This is a genomic window from Sphingomonas sp. BL-S-29, from assembly GCF_055521495.1.
On sequence record NZ_CM145482.1, the window covers coordinates 2257962 to 2278054 of the forward strand.

Consider the following 20093-nt stretch of genomic DNA (forward strand, 5'->3'; position numbering starts at 1 on the left):
GCAGGGACCTTGAAGAAGCGGGAGCGCGAAGGTCGGCTGATGTCAGGGCGTCGCCGCGGCCTTGATCGCCTGGCGGATGCGGACATAGGTGCCGCAGCGGCAGATATTGCCCGACATGGCGGCATCGATATCGGCATCGTCGGGCGCGGGCGTGCCGGCGAGCAGGGCGGTCGCCGCCATGATCTGGCCCGACTGGCAATAGCCGCACTGAATGACTTCATGATCGAGCCAGGCGCGCTGAATGCGGGCGCCGGCCGGCGTCTCGCCGATCGCTTCGATCGTGGTGACCGCACGAGTGCCGAGGGTCCCGACGGGAAGTTGGCAGGAGCGAAGCGGTGCGCCATCGACATGCACGGTGCAGGCGCCGCATTGCGCGATGCCGCAGCCGAACTTGGTGCCGGTCAGGCCGAGCAGATCGCGCAACACCCAGAGCAGGGGCATGTCCGCAGGGGCATCCACCTCATGCACGGCGCCGTTGACAGTCAGCTTGAGCACGATGCCCCCCTTGTCCCCGGTCGAAACCGGCCATGGTTGCCACCCGCGATACGCCGGGCGACACGTTCCAACGTCACGCTACGCCTGCGTTCCGGGCCGCGTCCATCATACCATTGGATGGGTGCGGAAAATAGCGCATGCTGCGTCCCTGGTGCCAAACCTTTGCATGATGGCGCCTGGATGACAGATTTGTCATGTAATCGAGCGAGCAATGCCATCCCGTGAATGAAATAGGCGACATCCGATACTGACGATTGCACCGGGAACCCCATGAACCTCACGCCGATCTTCTATGACGCTTCCGGCCGCCGACGGCGGCGCTTCGCGTTTGCGGTCGGGGCGTTTGTTGCACTGGTCCTGCTGTCCTTCGCTGCATTGGCGCTGTCGATCGGTGCGGTGCCGAGGGCGCCGCTGCTTCCGGTCGATGCCGAACATCCCGCGCTGACTCGCTTGCCGCCGCCGCACGAGCCGCTGCTAAAGCGGGCACGGCACGGCCTGACGCATTATGCCCGGCTGCTGACCGGTCGCCCGGCGCGCGGCGTGCGCGAGAATGCGCCGATCGCGATCGGCTTCCACGTACCCTGGGACGAATCGAGCGCCGCGTCGCTGCGCCGGCATATCGAGGACCTCGACTGGCTGATTCCCGGCTGGGTCTCAGTGACGGGCGCCGACCACCGCATCACCGTGTTCCGCGACCAGGCGGGGCGGGCGATCCTCAATCGCGCACCGCACCGGCCGCTGTTGCTGCCGATGATCCAGAATGCTCTCCAGGGAAATTGGGACGGCAAGGGCATGGCGGCGCTGCTCGACAGCCCGATGCAGCGCCGGGCATTGCTCGACAAGCTCGAACCTTGGCTGGCCGCCAACCAGGCGGGCGGCGCCTTTTTCGATTTCGAGGAACTGCCGCCCAGCGCGCAGCCCGATTACCGCGCGTTCCTGCGCGAAGCGAAGGCGCGGTTCGGGCGGCATGGCTGGATCGTCGCGATCGCGGTGCCGGTCGGCGAGGATTCGGGCTGGGATGTCAAATCCTATGCCGCGATCGTCGATCGGGTGTTCCTGATGGCCTATGACGAGCATGAGCTGGGCGGCGAGGCCGGGCCGATCGCATCGCAGGCCTGGTTCGAACAGGCGGTCGAGCGCGCGTCGCGCGGCGTGGCGCCGTCCAAGCTGGTCGTGGCGATCGGCAATTACGGCTATGACTGGCACGGCAAGGGCGGCGATCCGCTGGCGATCGACGAAGGCTGGCAGGCAGCGCGGGAATCGAGCGCCATGCCGGTGTTCGACAAGGCGAGCGGCAATAGCGGCTTCGCTTATGAAGAAGGCACCGAACGCCATGTCGTGTGGATGCTCGACGCGGCCTCGGCCTATAACCAGATGCGATTCCTGTCGCGCGCCGGGATCGGCGCGGTCGCGGTGTGGCGGCTCGGCTCCGAGGATCCGGGCCTGTGGTCGATCTTCGGTCGCACGCACCGCACCTTGCCGGCGCCATCGGCGATCAACGCAATCCCGGCGGGTACCGATGTCGATATCGAGGGCAGCGGCGAGATCTTGAAGATCGCCGGCGTGCCGGTGGAAGGCGTGCGGCACGCGGTCGCGGCCAAGGACGGATCGCTTGCGTCAGTCGACTTCGTCCGGCTGCCATCACCCTATGTCGTGGCGCGGACCGGATACAAACCGGGCGAGGTGGCGCTGACCTTCGACGACGGGCCCGACCCGGAATGGACGCCGCGCATCCTCGACATATTGAAGCGCGAGCATGTGCCCGCGACCTTCTTCATCATCGGCGAGAATGCGCTGACCGAGCGGCCCTTGCTCGAGCGGATGGTGCGTGAAGGGCATGAGGTGGGCAGCCACACTTACACCCATCCCAATCTCGCCGGCGCGACCGACAGCGAGACGGCGTTCCAGCTCAACACCACGCAGCGGCTGTTCCAGGCCTTTACCGGGCGATCGCTGCGACTGTTCCGCGCACCCTATTTCGGGGATGCCGAGCCGACCACGGCCGACGAAATCGAGCCGGCGCTGCAGGCGCAGAACCGGGGCTATACCTCGGTCGGCCTGCACGTCGATCCGGGCGACTGGAAGCGGCCGGGCGTGCAGACGATCATCGACGAGACGATCAAGGGCGTCGAGGCGTCCAATGTCGAGCGCAGCGGCAATATCGTGCTGCTGCACGATGCGGGCGGCAACCGCGCGCAGACGGTCGCGGCGCTGCCGGTGATCATCGAGACGCTGCGCGCCAAGGGATATCGGTTCGTGCCCGTCTCGACCCTCGCGGGGATCCCACGCGACGTGGCGATGCCGGTGATTTCCGAGAGCGACCGGGTCGCTGCGGAGACTGACCTGTTCATCTTCGGCGCGATCGGCGCGACGATCACGGCGCTGGGCTGGATATTCCTTTTCGCGATCAGCATCGGCATCGCCCGAGCGATCACGCTGTCGGCGCTGGCGCTGATCCAGGCGCGGCGCGAGGGGCGGACGATTTTCCCGGCGATCGACCCCAACCGCTTCGTCACGGTGATGATCCCGGCGTTCAACGAGGAGACGGTGATCGTGCGCGCGGTGCACGGCGTGCTCGCGAGCGTCGATGTGCGGATCGAAGTGATCGTGATCGACGACGGCTCCAGCGACCGCACCAGCGCCGTAGTGACCGAAGCCTTTGCCGACGAGCCGCGCGTGCGGCTGCTGACCTTGCAGAATGGCGGCAAGGCGCGGGCGCTCAACGAAGGGCTGAAGCTGGCGACGGGCGAGATCGTCATCGCGCTCGATGCCGATACGCAGTTCGAGCCGCAGACGATCGCGCGGCTGGCGCGCTGGTTCGTCGATCCGGCGCTGGGCGCGGTGGCGGGCAATGCCAAGGTCGGCAACCGGGTGAACCTTGTCACGAAGTGGCAAGCGCTCGAATATATCACAGCGCAGAATCTGGAACGGCGTGCGCTGGCCCGGCTGGATGCGATGACGGTGGTGCCCGGCGCGGTCGGCGCGTGGCGGCTGTCGGCGATCCAGAGCGTCGGGGGCTATCCCGACGATACGCTGGCCGAGGACCAGGACCTGACCATCGCGATCCAGCGGGCCGGCTGGAAGGTGACCTACGATCAATATGCCGTCGCCTGGACCGAGAGCCCGGAGAGTTTCGCCGGGCTGGCGAAACAACGCTTCCGCTGGGCCTATGGCACGTTGCAATGCCTGTGGAAGCATCGCGCGGTGATGGCGCATGGCAAGCCGAAGGGGCTGGCGCGGGTCGGCCTGCCCCAGGCGATCGTCTTCCAGATCGTGCTGGCCGCGATCTCGCCGATCATCGATCTCGCGCTGATCCTCAGCTTCGTCATGACCTGGATCTCGGTCGAGGCGCATGGCTGGGCGCAGACTCAGCACGATGTCGAGAAGATGCTGATCTATTGGCTGGTGTTCACCGCGATCGACATGCTCGCGGCGGTGATCGCCTTCGCGCTGGAGCGGCGGGAGAAATGGAGCCTGTTGTGGCTGCTGATCCCGCAGCGCATCGGCTACCGGCAGGTAATGTATTATGTCGTGCTGAAGGCGATCGCCCAGGCGCTGCGCGGCCCGCGGGTCGGATGGGGCAAGCTGGCGCGAACGGGGCGGGTGACGGCGAACTGACCTGTTCGTTTCGTACCCGTTCCGATCCACTTTTTTTCTTCCGCTGTTATGTTGGATTTCAGCGGTATTTTTCGCGTTCGATGCCAATGGCTTGAGGCAGGTTTTCCCTGTTACTGAATAACAGCGGAAAAACATGCTCCAATCGCGCAGTTTTACCGCTGATCCGCAGCAAAAATGCCCCTCTTATTCAACCGACAATGAGAAGGAGGGGGGCGGCGCACCGAAGGCGCCGCGGGGCGCCTACTCAGCATTGTTCGTGTTACTATTGAATCGAAGGACAGATTCCGCGCGACAACCTGTCCTTCGATACGGGCTCTCGATACGCCTTCGGCTACTCGATCCCTACTCAGGACGAACGGGTGGGGTAACGCTCGCCGCCCTAGAAGAAGACGGTCGCGTCCATGAAGCCATAACGAGTGTTGCCCGTTTGCGGGGCGTTGGGCGCGTCTTTCATGAAGCGGCCCTTGAACAGGATCGCGCCGCCGGCGCCGAGCTGCAGCCGGTCGGGGATCAGCCAGTAGCGCACCCGCGTATCGAGATGCGTGCCGACATAATGGCCGGCCGCGCCGGAAGGGTCGCGCACGCCCGAATTGCCGAAGCTGTCGGTTGCGGTGGCGAGCCAGATCGGGCGCAGGTTGAGATGCAGGTCGAGCCGCGCGCTCGGCTTTGCCTCGATCCGTGCCGAGACGGTCGCGATGTTCGAGCGGATGATCAGCGAATAGAGGCCGGACGGGGTGAACTCATAGGCCGGGTCGCCGATCAGCCCATCAAAGCGGCTGAAGCTGCCGCCGGGCTTGTCGCCGGTCATGTAGTCGGCGTTGAACGACAGGCGCGGCGACCAGGCGACCTTGAAGCTCCAGCCCAAGGCGCCGTGGAACATCCAGGCCGAGACGCGGTGATCGACGAGGTCGCCCACAGCCGGGCTGAGTCGGGTAGTGCCGGTCTGCCATGCACCTTCCATGTCGTAGTCGAGCCTATTCGCCTTCGGTGCGCGCGACAGGCGGATGCCCGAGGTCAGCAGGCGGCGATTGCGGGTGGCGAAGCCGGGCGCATCGGTCTCGACGAAGCGATAACTGTAAAGCTCGGCCGTGCCGCCCATCACGCCGGCCTTGGTGCCGATCGCGCCGAACAGCTGGCGCTCGATCCGTTCCTCGTCCAGTTCGAAGCGGTTGCTGTGCACACCCGCCGAATCCTCCGGCACGCGGGTTTGCGGCATCGTCCAGAAGCCGGTCAGCTTGTCGCCCGCCTTGTTCTTCCAGTCGAGCCGGACGCCAGTGAAGCTGTTGAAGTCGTTGCGGTTGATCGGCCGCGCGACGAGCCGCCGCGAGCCGAGGTCCATGGTGAAACGCCCGGCCTGCATGCTGACGCCGGAACCGAGATCGGCCGCGACATAGGCCTGGATCGGTTCGAGTGCATCGACTTCGTTGGCGCTGATCGAGCTGTGCTTGCGCTCGAAATAGACGCGCGAGTCGAGGATCTCGAGGCCGAACCTGATGGGCCCCCTCGTGTAGGTGGCGGAGATGTCGGTGCGGAACAGCAGCGCGGCGTCATCGGCGGGAAGGCCGGCGCGATACTGGCCGTCGATCGCCTCGGCGCGTGCCCGAACGCTGCCTTCGATCGCGACCTTGCCGTCTTCGGCACGCACCGTCGAAGCACTGCCCAGCGCCATCATGGCCGCCAGGCAGCCGATCCTCTTCCGCACAGGCTCCCCCAGCCAATGGTTTCGGCCGTGCGCTAGGCTATAGAAGGGTAAATCGCCAGAGAAATTGTATACAATGACGGGACGCGTTGGATGAAACACCTGGTTAGGATGCTTGCTGCGTTGCTGGTGCTGACGGCCGGGCCGGTATGGGCCGCGCCGGCCCGTGCGCCGTTGGTGCTGGCGGCTGCCTCGTTGCAGGAATCGATGACGGCCGCGGCCGATGCCTGGGCGCGCAAGGGGCATCCGAAACCGGTGATCTCGTTTGCCGCTTCCTCGGCGCTGGCGCGGCAGGTCGAGGCGGGGGCGGCGGCGGATCTGTTCGTGTCGGCCGATGAGGAATGGATGAATGCGTTGGCGGCGAAAGGGCTGATCGTGCCGGCGACGCGGGGCGATTTTCTCGGCAACCGGCTGGTGATCGTGGCGCTGGCCGGGAACCGGGTGAAGATCCCACTGGCGCGGGGACCATTGGCGCGCGTGCTCGGCGCGGGGCCGCTGGCGATGGCGGATACGGAGAGCGTGCCGGCGGGGAAATATGGCAAGGCGGCGCTGACGAAACTCGGCGTGTGGGACGCGGTCAGCGCGAAGGTGGTGCGGGCGGAGAATGTGCGCGCAGCGCTGGCGCTGGTCGAGCGCGGCGCGGCGCCGCTGGGGATCGTCTATGCGACTGATGCCAGGGCGTCGGCAAAGGTGCGGATCGCGGGGGTGTTCCCGGCGGCGTCGCATCCGCCGATCACCTATCCGATCGCGCGGTTGAAGGCCTCGGCCAATCCGGAAGGGGAGGCGTTCCGGCGCTTCCTGGTGTCGCGTGAGGGCAAGGCGATTTTCGTGCGCTACGGTTTTTCGGCGCGATGAAGCTCGTCCGTCATGCCGGACGTGTTCCGGCATCCATGTCACCGCAGGCGGCAGTGCCTGTGGATCGATGGACCGCGGAACAAGTCGGCGATTATCGCCGTCGGACAAGAGGCCATTGTGTCCCCGCGAAGGCGGGGACCCAGTCTGGGTTCCCGCCTTCGCGGGAGCACAAGGAGGCAGGTGGCGCCGTTTCAGTAATTTCGCTTGCTTGGCTGAAAAGGATAATCACCGAACAAGTCCGGGGTAACGCAGTGGGTGGGGGATGGCACGCTCATGCTCAGCCCTGACGAATGGACCATCGTGCTGCTGTCGCTGAAGGTCGGGGCAGTGGCGATAGTAGTGACCTTGCCGATCGCCTTCGCGTTTGCCTGGGTGCTGGCGCGGTGGCGCTTTCCGGGAAAGGTGCTGCTCGATGCGTTGATCCATTTGCCGCTGGTCGTGCCGCCGGTAGTGACCGGCTGGCTGCTGCTGATCGCCTTCGCGCCGGGCGGGCCGATCGGCAGCTGGCTGATGGACTGGTTCGGCGTCTCGGTGCTGTTCCGCTGGACCGGCGCCGCGATCGCCGCGGGGGTGATGGCGCTGCCGCTGATGGTGCGCGCGATGCGGCTGTCGATCGAGGCGGTCGACCGGCGGCTCGAGGGCGCAGCACGGACGCTCGGCGCCGGGCCGGGCAGGGTGTTCCGCACGATTACCCTGCCGCTCAGCGTGCCCGGAATCCTCGCCGGCGCCGTGCTCGGTTTCGCGCGGTCGATCGGTGAGTTCGGGGCGACGATCACTTTTGTCTCCAACGTGCCGGGCCAGACCCAGACCCTGCCGCTCGCCATTTATTCGGCGCTCCAGCAACCGGGCGGCGAGGCGATGGTGTGGCGGCTGTCGGCGATCTCGGTCGCGTTGTCGCTCGCTGCGCTGATCGCGTCGGAATTGCTGGCGCGCCGGGCGGGGAGGGGGCTGCATGTCCTTTGACGTCTCGCTGACGAAGCGGCTCGGCGACACCGAGATCTCCGCCGAATTCGCCGCAGGCGAGGGGGCGACCGTGTTGTTCGGGCCCTCGGGCGTGGGCAAGACGAGCGTGCTCAACATGATCGCGGGGCTGCTCGTGCCCGATGCCGGACATGTCCGCGTCGATGGCGAAACGCTGTTCGATGGTGCCGCCGGGATCGACCTGCCGCCGGAGCGCCGGCGCGGCGGCTATGTGTTTCAGGAACCGCGGCTGTTTCCGCATCTCAAGGTACGGGCCAACCTGCTGTACGGGGCGCCGGGCGGAACGGCGATCGGCGACACCCTGGCGTTCCTTGGCATCGACGCCCTGCTCGATCGCTGGCCCCGCAGCCTGTCCGGCGGCGAGGCACGACGGGTGGCGATCGGCCGGGCATTGCTGAGCGCCCCGCGTTTCCTGCTGCTCGACGAGCCGCTCTCGTCGCTCGACCGGCCACGGCGCGAGGAAGTGATGCGGACGATCGAGCATATTCGGGACGGGATGAAGATACCGATCCTGATGGTGACTCACGACCCGGAAGAGGCCGAGCGGATCGGCACCCGGATCGTCCGGCTGTAGCGCCGTCCGATAGCGGACAGCGACTGTCCGCCACCGATCATTCCTGTCCGAATCCTGAATGGGAAGGCGCGCCCATGATTGGTGAAAATAGCCAATCTCTTGCAATTTCTGGTTCGTATCGTACCATTAAATCAAGCTAAGTCATTGATTATACGTAACGGTACCTGTTTGGCATGGGTAATGCAGTAGTACAGGTGCGGGTAGCAAATCCCGCCTGTGTTACCGCCAAGGAGGACCCCTGAGATGACCCGTTCGACCCTGACCCGCCCCGCTTTCGCCATTGCCGCCTTCGCGATGCTCGCCACCGCCGCCGTCCCTTCGATGGCAAGCGCGCGCGGCAATGCCAACACCAACGGCAACGCCCAGCCGACGACGACCGAGCAGGCGCCCAAGAAGATTTGCCTCTCGCCGACCGTGACCGGCGACCCCTCGGTGACTGGTTCGATCCTCGCCAAGCGTTCCTGCCGCACCAAGGCGGAATGGGAAGCCAAGGGCGTCATCTTCCAGTCGAAGTAAGCGCTCCGGTCCGCAAGGGCTGAGCCAAACCAAGAGCCGCCGCCCGGTCGACCGGACGGCGGCTCTTTCGTGTTTGTAGCGATGGCGGCGCTCGCCGCGATCCTGGTGTCCTGAATCTGAAGCTCGTTCCCTTACAAACCTGACGGAATTCAAATACCTATCGAGCGAACTTCAGTTCCACGCCACTAGAAGCTGAACTTCACCTCGCCGCCGATGATGCGGGGCTCGTTGATCATGCCGGTCAGGTTGTTGAAGTCGATCGCGCTGATGCTGCGGATCTGGTTGGTGATGTTGCGCGCGAAGGCGCCCACTTCGAACCCGCTATCCGTCTTGTAGGCGATCTTCAGGCCGCCTTCGAGCAGCGCGCGGCCGCGGAACTCGACCGCTTCGTAGAGGAAGTAGTTGATGGTGCTGCGATACGCCCAGTCGGTATAGACATAAACCTCGCCATTGCCGACCGGCACGCCGTAGCGCGCGGTGACGTTGGCGACCCAGCGCGGGGCCTGGGGCAGGTCGTTGCCGTCGATCTTCGCCAGGCCGCCGACGATCGGATCGATCATCGTGCAGAGCGAGCCGCACGGCCCGACGCCGATCGAGGGATCCCGGATCTCGGTGAAATTATAGCTGCCACTGGCAGTCAGGCTCAGCTCGGGCACGGGCCGCGCCTCGAATTCCGCCTCGACGCCGTAGCCGATCGCGTGATCGGCATTGAGCAGCCGTGCCGAATTGGTGCCGCCGCCCACCGCAGTGAGCTGCAGGTCGTTGGTGCGCGACCAATAGGCATCCAGCGCGAAGCGCACCGCGTTGTTGAGCAGCGCACCCTTGATGCCGCCCTCGCCGGAGATCGTGGTCTGTTTCTTCGCGCTCGTCTGCTTGCTGCCGAAGGTCACGCGATCCTGGATGGCCGGCCCCTGATAGCCCGTCGCCACCCGCGCATAGAGACTGACGTCCGGGTCGATGGCGTAGGTCGCGCTCAGATCCCAGGTGAAGGCGCCGTCCTTGACCGCGAGGCGCGACGGCAAGACGGTGCCGAACAGGTTGGGCGAATAGCCCGAGATACGATCATCGCGCTTGTCGTGCGAATAGCGGCCGCCGGCGCGCAGGGTCAGCGCGTCGGTCGCCTTGTATTCGACCGAGGCGAAGATGCCGTAATTCTCGTTGGTGTTGTTGTGGAAGATGTCCTGGTTGTTGTCCGCCGTGCGCGATCCGGTCGCGGCCGCGTAATTATATTCGTGGTAGCGCAGCTTCTGGTGGAAATAATAGACGCCGCCCTGAGCGCTGAAGCCGCCGAAATTCTCCGTCGCGAAGCGCAGTTCCTGGCTGAATTCCTCCGGCCGGGTGACGCCGCCCGTGTTGGACGGGAACAGCGCATTGTTCAGGCCCAGCGCGGGGAAGACATAATTATTGCCGCCGTCGATGTCGCCGGTGCTCTCGACCTTGGCCTTTTCGAACGCCGTGACCGAGTAGAGCGTGCCGACGCCGTCGAAATGATAATCGAGATGGAGGTTGGTGCCCCATTGGCTCATCGACTGGCTGGTATAGCCGTCGAGCGCGACCTTGCTCTTGTCGAAACCGGGCGAGAAATCATTGCTGCCCTGCTTGAACAGGCCGGCGCGGAAGATGCGCGGCGTGCCCTCGAGATCGCGCACGTGGAGATTGACCAGCGCGTTGAAATCCCCGCTCGAATAGCCGAGCAGGAAGCGTGCCGCGGCATCGCGATAGCCTTCGAGCTTCTTGTCGGCGACACCGGTGGTCGAGGTGTTTGTCACCCAGTCGTCGCGCCGCTGGAGCAGGCCGGCGGCGCGGAACGAGAAGCCCCCGCCGAGCGGGCCGCCAACCGCTGCCTCCGCGTTGACCGTGTTATAGGTCGCCCAGGAAGCGCTGGCATAGCCGGAGAAAACGTCGCCTGGCTTGGTCGATTCAAGCTTCACGACGCCGGCCGGCGTGTTGCGACCGAACAGCGTGCCCTGCGGACCGCGCAGCACCTGGACGTTCGCCAGATCGAACACCGGGAAGGATTTGAGCATCGGGCTTTCCAGCGCGACGTCGTCATAGACGACCGACACCGGTTGCGCCGCGTTGGGATCGAAATCGGTGTTGCCGAGGCCACGGATATAGAAGCGCGGGAAAGTGCGGCCGAACGAGGATTCGATCTGAAGGCTGGGCGTGCGGGACGACAGGAAGCGGACGTCCTGGCCGCCGGAATTGAGCACATCGAGCTTCTCCCCGCTGATCGCGGTGACGGCGACCGGCACGTCCTTGCTCGATTCAGCGCGGCGGGTCGCGGTGACGACGATGTCGGGCACGCCCTGCGTATCGGCCGCCTGGGCCGGTTCGTCAGCGGGAGGCGCCGTTTCGGCAAAGGCGGGTGCGGCCAGGGCCATGGCGAGAAGCGAGGCGCCCGCCGCGAGCGAGCGGACGGAAGCGTTGACGCGAGAGGCGTTGGAAAACATCGATATCCCCTATTTTATGGGGCACCCGCTCCCTGCGATCCCGCGAGTCCCGGAATTCACGCGAAATCGTAACATGGCTGCAATGGTCATCAAGGGGAGCTGCGACCGATCCGGCACTTCTTGGCCGGGGCGTTGCTTCAATGTCGCAGTGGCCGCCGGTACAGGGCGCGCATCGCCGCCTCCATCGCGGTCCTGTCCACCGACAGGACGACCTTCTGGGCCTGCTCGCCGAGATGCGGGCGATAGGCATCGGTCCACGACAGGGTGTCGCCATAGCTCGCCCCCTGGCCGGTGTCGAAATCGACATAGAGCGTATCGGCGCGCGTCACGATCTCCGGGTTGAGCCAGACCATCGCGGCGATCTCGTCCCACATCGGATAACTGGGTTCGAGCCCGGTCTGGAGAATGTCGGTGAGCGGCGTCTTCGCGTCCTTCAGGCTGGTCAGGAAGTCCCGCGTCCATTCAGTGCCGGTCGAGGGATCGACCGGGATCATCGTGATCCTCGGCCAGGGCGCATGGGCAACGATCCGCGCCGCTTCCGGGTCCCAGCGGATGTTGAACTCACGGCGGGGCGTGTTGACGAACTCCCGGGCGAACTGCTCGGCGGAGGGGCCGGTGAGCACCTGATGGGGCAGCAAGCTGCCGCCCATATAGACCAGCTCCTTCACATTCGCGGCGAAGCCCGGATCGAGGCTTTGGGCGATCGCGATATTGGTCATCGGCCCGGTCGCGAACAGGGTGATCTGGTGCGGATGGGCGCGGACCATGCGGACGAGGAAAGCGGCGGCGATCTCGGAAGAGGCCCTGGTGGTCGGGTTGCCGATCGGGAGCGCCGGCACGACCTCGGGCGAGGCATTGCCCGGATGGCTCTGCACCGTGTCGCCGGGCCAGTAATCGGTCCAGGGGCCCTTGAAGACGAGGCGGCCGTACAACCCCTCCCAGCGCTTCGTCGCCTCCTGGGTGTTGAGCAAAGGATAGGTCGCGCCGGGGACGATGGGGATGTCGGTGCGGTGGAGGATCTCCAGCGTGCGCAACCCATAAGCGGTCGCCGTGTCGCGCCACACCGAGCCGCTGGTGGTGGTGATGCCGAGCACGTCGACGTCAGGCGCCTGGAGCAGGAGGGTGGGCACGCCGTTCAGGCCGATCAGGTCGTCGTCGATCAGGACGAGGCGTTTCGCCGGGGCGGACTGGGCAAGCGCCGGGGCGGCTGGAAGCAGGGCGAGGGCGGCAAGGCAGAGAGTGAGAAGGCGGCGCACGGCAAGGCCCCTGATGCGAGAGTGGCGATGTCTCTCCCGGTCCGGCGCCTGTCGCGCTTCTGGCATCAAGCATCGCCGGACACGCGTGCGACGTCAACGCGGTGTGGCGGATCGGCCGTTTTCGGAACTTGGGTATGGTGCGTCAGCGGTGCCGCAATCCGGCGGCCATATCCCGATCTTGCAAATTAGTGTTGATTATCAGTCAGATAATATGAGCTGAAAAAACGATAGCGTTCGCTACAAAGTAGCGATAGCTTCCGAGTCGTTATCGCGTTCGGGGAGAGCAGTTGATGACGGCATTGCGCAAGACGGCGTTGCTGGTGGGCGTGGCTGCAATCTGGGCAGTGCCCGCGGCCGCTCAGGTCACGCCGGAAAATCCCACGCCCCCTGCCCAGGCGGAAGGCCCGCAGGTCGAGGACATCGTCGTCACCGCGCAGCGCCGCGAGCAATCGCTGCAGAAAGTCCCGATCAGCGTCACCGCGTTCAGCGCGGCGACCATCGCCTCGCTCAGCGCGGAATCGATCGGTGATCTCGACAGCTTCACGCCCGGCCTGGCGATCAACGACACCTCGGTGACTCAGCCGAGCTTCGCGATCCGCGGCGTGCAGACCGACGATTTCGGCATCGGCACCGAGCCGTCGGTCGGCATCTTCGTCGACGGCATCTATTCGGGACGGTCGGGATCGTCGCTGATCTTCTTCAACGACATCCAGCGCGTCGAGGTGCTGAAGGGGCCGCAGGGCACCTTGTTCGGGCGCAACACCTCGGGCGGTGCGATCTCGATCATCACCAACAAGCCGAGCCCCAACCGCGAGCTGGTCGGCACGCTGCAGGTCGGCAATTACAACAAGGTGCGCGCCGATGTGACGGTGAACATCCCGCTGACCGATACGCTCTTTCTGCGGCTCAACGGCGTCTCCAATTATCGCAAGGGCTATCTGACCGACGCGCTGACGGGCGAGAAGCGCGAGGGCGAGAACAACAAGTCGGGGCGCGCCGCGCTGCGCTGGGCACCGACCAGCGACACTGATTTCGTGCTGACGTACGATCATGACGACACCAACAAGGATGGGCCGTTCGCGATCGGGATCAGCAAGAATGCGCTGAGCACTGATCCCGCGGGCCCCTATGCGAACGATGTGATCGGCGACAAGGAAACCCGAGTCCTGAACGCCGTGTCGTTCACGGCGACACATCACGCCGGGCCGTTGACCTTCACCAGCATCAGTTCGTTCAAGCATTTCGAGACGCACAACCGCGAGGACGAGGACGGCACGGCCGACCCGACGCGTTATTTCGATACCGAGAATATCGAGAAGAACAGCAGCCTCTACCAGGAATTCCGCGTCGGTTTCGACAATGACCGGCTGAGCGCGATCGCCGGCGTGAGCTATTTCCACGAGCGCGGGCGGCAGACCAGCGCGGCGACGCTGCTGACGGATTCGCTCGATCGGCTCCTCGACGGCGCGGCCGGCTTCCCGGTGTTTTCGCTGCTGAATTTCTATGGCGGCCTGCCGGTGTTCGGGCTGCAATATCGCGAGGACATGAACAACCGGGCGGCGAACGATTCCTATGCCGCGTTCGGCGACGCGACCTACAAGGTCACCGACCGGCTGAGCCTGACCGCCGGTATCCGCTATACGCACGACCTGAAGAAATTCACCTGGTCCAACGGGACCTTCATTGCCCCGGGCCTCGACGCGATCTCGGCACCCGGATCGCTCTACAATGCGATCATCGGCGTCGACGCCTTCCCGGATGTGCCGATCAGCGTGGGTGACTTCTACCGCACGGTGATCGGACCCAATGGCGTGATCTTCGACGTGGGGGCGCTGGAGGGCGTGCCCTTCACCCGGCGCGCCGCGTTCAGCGACGTCAGCCCGCGCTTCGTGGTGCAATATGACGCGACCGACGACGTGCATCTCTATGCCTCGGCCTCGCGCGGCTACAAGGCGGGTGGGTTCAATTCGACCGAAGTGAATTCCTTCTTCGAGCCGGAAAAGGTGTGGAATTTCGAAGGCGGCTTCAAATCGGAGCTGTTCGATCGGCGGGTGCGGTTCAACCTTTCGGGCTATTATTTCAAGTACAAGAACCGCCAGTCGATCAGCCTGGAGCCGAACACCAACCCCAATTGCCTGCTGAATCCGATCCCGGCGGGAACGGTGTGCCTGCCGCAATATGTGACGCGATCCGGCGACTCCGAGGCCTATGGCGTGGATCTGGAGAGCCAGTTCGTGCTGTCGAACGACTTCCGGATCGGCGTGACGGCGGGCCTGATCGAGTCGAAATGGGTGACGCGGATCGAGCAGGGCGTCGACATTTCGGGCCAGCCGACCGGCGAGCCGGCATTCCGGGGCATCGTCAGTGCGCATTACGACCATGACATGGGCGATGGATCGATCTTCGCCGATGCGAGCTACAGCTATACCTCGCACCAGCGGCTGAACGATGCGCAGCGCGCGATCGACGCCGCGATCGCCCCGTTCGTCGACTGGTCGAAGCTCGGCGCGCTGCGCTCGTCGCGCAATATCGTCAACGCGAAGATCGGCTGGCGTTCGCCCGACGATCATGTCTCGGTCGCGGTCTATGCCGAGAACCTGCTCGACAAACGCTATTACCGCACGCTCAATACGATTTCGGCGGATATATTCCAGACGCCCTATGTCCGTGCCGACCGGCCCGGCTTCTACGGGGTCGAACTTGGCTTCAAGTTCTAGAAAAATAGGGAGAGGGAATGATGGCGAACAGGATCGCGTTTCTCGGCTGCGTCGCGGCGCTGGCTTTGGTGGGCGGCTGCAGCGGCGGGCCGAAGACCGATGCGCAGGGTTTCGTGATCGATCCCGATTTCGAGAAGAACCTGCAGCAGAAGCTGCTCGACGCAAAGCCCGGGGCGGTGATCGAGATTCCGGCGGGCAAATATGCGCTGAGCCGTAGTCTCAGCCTGACCGCCAATGGCGTGACGGTGAAGGGCGCGGGCATGGACAAGACGATCCTGTCCTTCGCCAAGCAGACATCGGGTGCCGAGGGCATGCTCGTCACCGGTGACGATTTCACCATCCAGGATCTCGCCTTCGAGGATTCGAAGGGCGATGCGCTGAAGGTCAATGGCGTGAAGAACACGGTGATCCGCCGCGTGCGCGCGGAATGGACCGGGGGCGGCAAGACATCGAACGGCGCCTATGGCCTCTATCCCGTGCAGGTGACCAATGTGCTGATCGAGGGCGCGGTGGTGAAGGGCGCGTCCGACGCCGGCATCTATGTCGGCCAGTCGAACAACATCATCGTCCGCGACAACCGCGCCGAAGGCAATGTGGCCGGCATCGAGATCGAGAATTCGAACAATGCCGACGTCTATGGCAACACCGCGACGGGCAATACCGGCGGCATCCTGGTGTTCAACATGCCGAACCTGCCGGTTCCGGGCAGCAAGACGCGCGTCTACAGGAACAATGTCGTGGCCAACAACCACGCCAATTTCGGCGCCAAGGGCAGCGCGGTCAGCTCGGTGCCGCCGGGATCGGGCGTGATCGTCAATTCGAACGACGAGGTCGAGATCTTCGACAATGACGTGAAGGACAACAAGACCGCCAACGTCATCATCTCCAGCTATTATTCGACCGGCTTCGACACGACGCGGGGCATCGCCGCGGCCTATGATCCCTTCCCGGAGAATATCTATGTCGCGGGGAACCGCTTCTCCGGCGGCGGCGACGATCCCAGTGGCCGTTTCACGCCGATGAAGGCGCTGGGCGGCGGCAGGCTGCCGGACGTGCTGTGGGACGGCTTCGTCAATCCCAAGCTGAAGACGCCCGGGATCTGCGTGCAGAATGGCGAGGCCAAGCTGCTCAACGTCGACGGCCCGGGCAAGTTCGCCAAGCCGCGGATCGAGACCAATGTGGATTGTGCGCCTGCCAGCCGCCTGCCCGAGATCAAGCTGCCCGAAGCGATGACGAAGGACAGCGGCCAGCCATCGTGATCGGCCTGACATGACCTTGCGTTTCCTCGCCGTCCTGCTTGCGGCGCTGTTGCTGAATGCGTGCGGCGGGCGGCCCGATGCGGTGACTTTCCACGCCGAGGGCAATCCGGAAAAACTGTCCGACTGGGGGCTGTTTACCGTGGCGGGCGGGCGCATCGCCGCCCGTCCCGGCATGGTGACCTATGAGCTGCAGACGCCGTTGTTCAGCGACTATGCGCAGAAATGGCGGACGGTCTGGATGCCGAAGGGCGTGCACGCGACCTATGATCCCGATCGCTGGTTCGACTTTCCGGTCGGCACCATCGTCACCAAGACCTTCTATTTCTCTACGCCCGCCGGTGCCGCCGCGCCGCAGACCAGCGGCGAGGTGCTGAAGGTGACGCCCGCGACCTATCAGACGGGGGTGGACGGGCTCGATCTGGGGCATGTCCGGCTGATCGAGACGCGGCTGCTGGTGCGGCGCGAAAGCGGCTGGGTGGCGCTGCCCTATGTGTGGAATGCCGAGGGTACCGATGCGATTCTGGAGCGGACCGGCGCCGATGTGCCGCTCACCCTGGTCGATGGCGGGACGCGCACGCCGTTCGATTACAGCGTGCCCAACCAGAATCAGTGCGGCGGGTGCCATGTGCAGGATTTCCGCACGCGTGCGATCGACCCGATCGGCCTGAAGGCGCGCCATCTCGACCGGGCCTTCCCGGGCGAGGGCGGCGAGATCAACCAGCTCAAGCGGCTGGTGGCGAAGGGTTATCTCACCGGCGTGCCGGGAGGCGCCTTGCCGCGGAACGCCAATTGGCAGGACGAGACGGCAAGCGTGGATGCGCGGGGGCGGGCCTATCTCGATATCAATTGCAGCCATTGCCACAACCGCGTCGGCGCCGCGCGGACCTCGGGGCTGTGGCTCGATGCCGCGACGAACGATGCGCGGCTGCTCGGCATGTGCAAGCCGCCGGTCGCGGCGGGGCGCGGCACGGGCGACCGTCCGTTCGACGTGGTGCCGGGCAAGCCCGATGACTCGATCCTGCCCTTCCGCCTGGCCAGCACCGACCCGGGCGTGATGATGCCCGAGCTTGGCCGGAGCCTGTCGCACAAAGAGGGGGTCGAGCTCGTGACGCGTTACATCACGGCGCTGAAGGGCGACTGCACCGAAGATACTGGCCCGAAAGAGGATGCGCGATGAGCTGGGCGAACTGGTCCGGCAGCGTCACGGCGAGCGCGCCGGTGCTGCGGCCAAAGACCGAGGCCGAGCTGGCGGTTGTGGTGCGGGGGGCGTGCAGCGTGCGGGCGGTTGGGGCAGGGCACTCGTTCATGCCGCTCGTCCAGTCGGACGGGGTGATCCTGTGCCTGGAGGACATGGCGGGCACGATGACCGTCGCGCCCGATCGCAAAACCGCGCGCATTCCCGCCGGCTGGAGCATCAAGCGGCTGACCGCGGCCTTGTGGGACGAAGGGCTGGCACTCGCCAACCAGGGCGATGTGAACCCGCAATCGCTGGCCGGGGCGATGGGCACCGGCACGCATGGCACGGGCCGCGACCTCGGCAATCTCTCGACCTTCGCGCGCGGTTTCCGGCTGATCGGCGCGGACGGCGAAGCCGTGTGGTGCGATGCGACGACCAGCCCGGACCTGTTCCAGGCGCAGCGCCTCTCGCTCGGCCTGTTCGGCATCGCGACGGAGATCGAGGTCGGGGTGGTGCCCACCTTCCACCTTGCCGAGCGGATCGCGAAACGGCCCTGGGGCGAGATCCGCGAGCGTTTCGACGAGCTGGTCGAGCAGGAGCGGCATGTCGAGTTCTGGCTGTTCCCGCACGCCGACAGCGTGATCCTGAAGACGCTCCGGACCTGCGACCCGTGCGATCCGCCTGCCTCGACGAGCGACATCGAGGAAGCGACCTTCCGGCGCCTGCTCGATCTCGGCGCCTGGGTGCCGCGGCTGATTCCGACGCTGCAGCGGGTGATGATGAGGACCAACATGGACGGCGGCCGGCGCGGGCCGGCGCATGCCATCTTCCCGTCCGACCGCACGATCCGGTTCGAGGAGATGGAATATGAGATGCCCCGCGCGGTCGGGCTCGAGACGCTCGACGAAGTCGTGAAGTGGATCCGCCGCAAGAAGCTGCCCGTGGCCTTCCCGTTCGAGTTCCGGGTCGTCGCGGCCGACGATATCTGGATGAGCCCGATGAACCAGGGCCCGGTCGCGGCGATCTCGATGCATCAATATGCGAAGATGCCGTGGCGCGGCCTGTTCGCCGATGCGGAGGCGATCTTCCGCGATCATGGCGGCCGGCCGCACTGGGCCAAGCGCCACACGCTGACGCGCGCCGACGTGGACCTGCTCTATCCGATGGCCGAGCGGTATCGCGAGGTGCGACGTTCAGTCGATCCGGCGGGCAAGTTCCTGAACGCGCATATGACGGAGCTGTTTTCCTGATGGACGATCTCGCCCTACACGCGCACCTGATCGGCCAGCAGGGCTCGCGCAGCGCGCTTAACACGCCGGTGCTGGTGCTCGATATCGAGAAGCTCGACCGCAATATCGCGACGATGCAGGCCTTTGCCGACGCGAAGGGCGTGGCGCTCCGGCCGCACGCCAAGACTCACAAGAGCGTCGATATCGGCCGGCGCCAGATCACGGCAGGCGCGGTCGGCCTGTGCTGTGCCAAGATCGGCGAGGCGGAGGTGCTGGCCGATGGCGGGATCACCGGGCTGCTCATCACCTCGCCGATCAGCGCGCCGGCCGCGATCGAGCGGCTGTCGGCACTGGCGAAGCGCGGGATCGGCCTGATGGCGGCGATCGACAATCCCGAGATGGTGAAAAGGTGGGACGATGCGCTGACCTCGGTCGGGGCGATGCTGGAGGTGGTGATCGATGTCGACCCCGGCATCAGGCGCACCGGCGTCGCCTCGCCCGAGGCAGCCGTCGCGGTGGCCGAAGCGATCGCGCGATCCTCGAACATGACCTTTCGCGGCGTCCAATATTATTGCGGCATGCAGCAGCATATCGAGGATTATGCCGTGCGCCGTGCCGCGATCATTGACCGCACCGATTATCTGCAGAGCGTGATCGCCGCGCTGACCGAGGCGGGATATCAGCCCGAGATCGTCACCGGATCGGGCACCGGCACGCATCATATCGATCTCGAGTTCGGCCTGTTCACCGAGCTTCAGACCGGGTCCTATGTCTTCATGGACAAGCAATATCTCGATTGCGATCTGGCCGATGGGCCGTTGCCGCCGTTCGAGACGTCGCTCTCGGTCGATGCGCGGGTGGTGAGCGCGAACCATGACGCGCTGGTCACCATCGATGCCGGCTTCAAGTCGCTGTCGACCGATGGGGGCGCGGCGCAGGTTCAGCGCGGGGCGGCGCCCGAGACGATGTTCCTGTTCATGGGCGACGAACATGCCGCACTGATCGCGCCCGATATCGGCACGCGGCTGCGCCCGGGCGACCCGGTGAGCCTGACCGTGCCGCATTGCGACCCGACGGTGAACCTGTACGATTATTACCATGTCGTCCGGGGCGACACGCTGGTGGAGATGTGGCCGGTCAGCGCAAGAGGCCGGGCGCGGTGAATCCGTGAATATCCGGCACGAAACCATTGTGTCCCCGCAAAGGCGGGGACCCAGTCTGGGCTCCCGCCTTCGCGGGAGCACAAGGAGGCGGGCGATGCCGC

General features: G+C 65.4%; 14 protein-coding genes. 10 read left to right on the forward strand and 4 right to left on the reverse strand.

Features of this window, described 5'->3' with window-relative positions:
* Positions 1-42: 42 nt before the first annotated feature.
* Positions 43-498 carry a (2Fe-2S)-binding protein gene (locus tag ACZ1I2_RS10730; RefSeq protein ID WP_465177151.1) on the reverse strand — a complete coding sequence of 152 codons (456 nt, stop codon included), beginning with the start codon at positions 496-498 and terminating at the stop codon, positions 43-45.
* Between the two features lie 267 nt (positions 499-765).
* On the opposite strand from ACZ1I2_RS10730, the gene ACZ1I2_RS10735 reads away from it, so the two are divergent.
* Entirely contained in the window at positions 766-4113 is a 3348-nt protein-coding gene (locus ACZ1I2_RS10735; protein WP_465174125.1) for a glycosyltransferase, read from the forward strand.
* 379 nt (positions 4114-4492) lie between these two features.
* Here the strand turns inward: ACZ1I2_RS10735 and ACZ1I2_RS10740 are convergent, their stop codons facing one another.
* On the reverse strand, positions 4493-5815 hold the full coding sequence (locus tag ACZ1I2_RS10740) for an alginate export family protein (RefSeq protein WP_465174124.1): 1323 nt from the start codon (positions 5813-5815) through the stop codon (positions 4493-4495).
* A 90-nt stretch (positions 5816-5905) separates the two neighbouring features.
* On the opposite strand from ACZ1I2_RS10740, the gene modA reads away from it, so the two are divergent.
* From modA to ACZ1I2_RS10760, 4 genes are all read left to right on the forward strand, one after another.
* The gene (gene modA, locus ACZ1I2_RS10745) at positions 5906-6667 is read left to right on the forward strand and encodes a molybdate ABC transporter substrate-binding protein (protein WP_465174123.1); all 762 of its coding nucleotides are present in this window, start codon (positions 5906-5908) and stop codon (positions 6665-6667) included.
* Positions 6668-6940: 273 nt separating this feature from the next.
* Positions 6941-7630 (forward strand): molybdate ABC transporter permease subunit, encoded by a 690-nt coding sequence (modB, locus tag ACZ1I2_RS10750; RefSeq protein ID WP_465174122.1) that lies wholly within the window; start codon positions 6941-6943, stop codon positions 7628-7630.
* Positions 7620-8222, forward strand: a complete 603-nt coding sequence (locus tag ACZ1I2_RS10755) for an ATP-binding cassette domain-containing protein (protein ID WP_465174121.1) — start codon at positions 7620-7622, stop codon at positions 8220-8222. Before modB ends, ACZ1I2_RS10755 begins: the two co-directional genes overlap by 11 nt.
* Before the next feature lie 243 nt (positions 8223-8465).
* Positions 8466-8738 carry a hypothetical protein gene (locus tag ACZ1I2_RS10760; protein ID WP_465169702.1) on the forward strand — a complete coding sequence of 91 codons (273 nt, stop codon included), beginning with the start codon at positions 8466-8468 and terminating at the stop codon, positions 8736-8738.
* Between the two features lie 185 nt (positions 8739-8923).
* On the opposite strand, the gene ACZ1I2_RS10765 is transcribed toward ACZ1I2_RS10760, so the two are convergent.
* Both ACZ1I2_RS10765 and ACZ1I2_RS10770 read right to left on the reverse strand, forming a co-directional pair.
* Entirely contained in the window at positions 8924-11191 is a 2268-nt protein-coding gene (locus tag ACZ1I2_RS10765; RefSeq protein ID WP_465169701.1) for a TonB-dependent receptor, read from the reverse strand.
* Positions 11192-11328: 137 nt separating this feature from the next.
* The gene (locus tag ACZ1I2_RS10770) at positions 11329-12447 is read right to left on the reverse strand and encodes a nucleoside hydrolase (protein WP_465181637.1); all 1119 of its coding nucleotides are present in this window, start codon (positions 12445-12447) and stop codon (positions 11329-11331) included.
* 290 nt (positions 12448-12737) lie between these two features.
* Between ACZ1I2_RS10770 and ACZ1I2_RS10775 the strand changes: the two genes are divergently transcribed.
* The 5 genes from ACZ1I2_RS10775 to ACZ1I2_RS10795 are packed head-to-tail and all read left to right on the forward strand — an operon-like array spanning position 12738 to position 19992.
* Positions 12738-15164, forward strand: a complete 2427-nt coding sequence (locus ACZ1I2_RS10775) for a TonB-dependent receptor (protein ID WP_465174119.1) — start codon at positions 12738-12740, stop codon at positions 15162-15164.
* Between the two features lie 20 nt (positions 15165-15184).
* A complete protein-coding gene (locus tag ACZ1I2_RS10780; RefSeq protein ID WP_465174118.1) occupies positions 15185-16423 on the forward strand; it encodes a parallel beta-helix domain-containing protein in 1239 nt (412 codons plus the stop codon).
* Between the two features lie 10 nt (positions 16424-16433).
* The gene (locus tag ACZ1I2_RS10785) at positions 16434-17600 is read left to right on the forward strand and encodes an SO2930 family diheme c-type cytochrome (RefSeq protein ID WP_465174117.1); all 1167 of its coding nucleotides are present in this window, start codon (positions 16434-16436) and stop codon (positions 17598-17600) included.
* On the forward strand, positions 17597-18850 hold the full coding sequence (locus ACZ1I2_RS10790; protein WP_465174116.1) for a D-arabinono-1,4-lactone oxidase: 1254 nt from the start codon (positions 17597-17599) through the stop codon (positions 18848-18850). Before ACZ1I2_RS10785 ends, ACZ1I2_RS10790 begins: the two co-directional genes overlap by 4 nt.
* Entirely contained in the window at positions 18850-19992 is a 1143-nt protein-coding gene (locus ACZ1I2_RS10795; RefSeq protein WP_465174115.1) for a DSD1 family PLP-dependent enzyme, read from the forward strand. Before ACZ1I2_RS10790 ends, ACZ1I2_RS10795 begins: the two co-directional genes overlap by 1 nt.
* Positions 19993-20093: the final 101 nt, after the last annotated feature.